Origin of the sequence: Mesorhizobium sp. M4A.F.Ca.ET.020.02.1.1 (assembly GCF_004022645.1) — a bacterium.
Taxonomy (GTDB): Bacteria; Pseudomonadota; Alphaproteobacteria; order Rhizobiales; family Rhizobiaceae; genus Mesorhizobium.
Genome location: NZ_RZOI01001081.1, coordinates 1 through 1415 on the forward strand (window position 1 = coordinate 1; position 1415 = coordinate 1415).

The 1415-nt window shown below is 66.7% G+C and carries 2 protein-coding genes; both read right to left on the reverse strand.

Going from position 1 to position 1415, the window contains the following annotated elements:
* A partial coding sequence (locus tag EN742_RS34970; RefSeq protein ID WP_148670525.1) for an ABC transporter permease occupies nt 1–693 on the reverse strand: 693 nt, incomplete at its 3' end.
* A partial coding sequence (locus EN742_RS34975; RefSeq protein ID WP_148670526.1) for an ABC transporter permease occupies nt 690–1415 on the reverse strand: 726 nt, incomplete at its 5' end. The genes EN742_RS34975 and EN742_RS34970, both read right to left, overlap by 4 nt.

Below are 1415 nucleotides of genomic sequence, written 5' to 3' on the forward strand. Positions count from 1 at the left end.
CCCGGACACCACGCCGAAGGTGAAGGCGTTGAACTGCGCCATGGTGAGAAACGCGCCGGCGAGCCCCATCAACGCGCCGCCGAGGATCACCGCCTGGAAGCGCGTGCCAATCACGCTGACCCCGGCCGAGTCGGCGGCGCGCGGGTTTTCGCCTACCATCCGCACCGAAAGCCCCCATGGCGTGCGGTAGAGCACGATGGCGGCGAGCGGAACGGCGATGATCGCGAGGTAAACCAGCGCGAACTGGTTCAACACCGCCGGTCCCAGGACCGGAATGTCGGAAAGCAGTGGGATCGGCAGCGTCTGAAAACCTTTGATGCTCGGCGGCACCGATTGCTGGCCGAAGATCAGCCGGTAGAGGAAATAGGCGAGCCCCGAGCAGAACAGCGTCACGCCGATGCCGCAGACATGCTGGCTCAGGCCGAGCGCCACCGTGAACAGCGCATGCACCGCGCCCATCAGCGCGCCGGTCGCCACGGCCACCAGCACGCCGAGCCACAGGCTGCCGCTCAGACTGGTGGCGGTGAAGCCGGCCATGGCGGAAAGCAGCATGATGCCTTCGATGCCGAGATTAAGCACGCCGGCGCGCTCGGAGAACATTTCGCCAAGCGTGGCGAAGGCAAGCGGCGTGGCGATGCGGATGATGGCGGCAAGGAAGCCGACCTGAAAGATCTGCTCGAACACCGCGCTCATTTCGCGACCCGCCGAATTCGATAGGCGGTGAACAGCAGCGCCACCAGCATGGCAAGCAGCGCCGTGCCCTGGATGACGTCGCTGAGGAAAGCCGGCACGCCGGTCGCGCGCGACATCGCCTCGGCCCCGGTCATAACCGCGGCAAGGAAGAGCGCCGCCGGCACCACGCCGAGCGGATTGAGCCTGGCCAGCATGGCGACGACAATGCCGGAATAGCCGTAGCCGGGCGAAATGTCGCTCATCACCTGGAAATGCACGCCGCCGACCTCGCCGACGCCGGCCAAGCCCGCCAGCGCGCCGGAGAGCAGTGCGGTCGAGATGAGCACGCGCTGGACGTTGATGCCGCTGTAGCGGGCCGCTTCCGGATTCTCGCCGGTGACACGGATGCGGAAGCCGAGCGTCATGCGCGCGATCAAGAACCAGCAGAGCGGCGCGGCGATCAGCGCCGCCACGACGCCGAGATGCAGCCGCGTGCCCTCAATCAGCACCGGGAAATTGGCCGAATCCTCGACCGGCGGCGAGATCGGATAGCCGCTGAAGCTATCCTTCCAGGGCCCCTCGATCAGCGCCATCAGCGCGTAATAGATGACTGAGTTGAGCAGCAGCGAGCTGACCACGTCGTCGACCTTGAACTTTACGCGCAACGTGGCGGGCACCAGCGCCACGGCGGCGCCGGCCGCGGCGCCCGCCAGCGCCATCAAAAGCATGGCGAGATAGCCCTG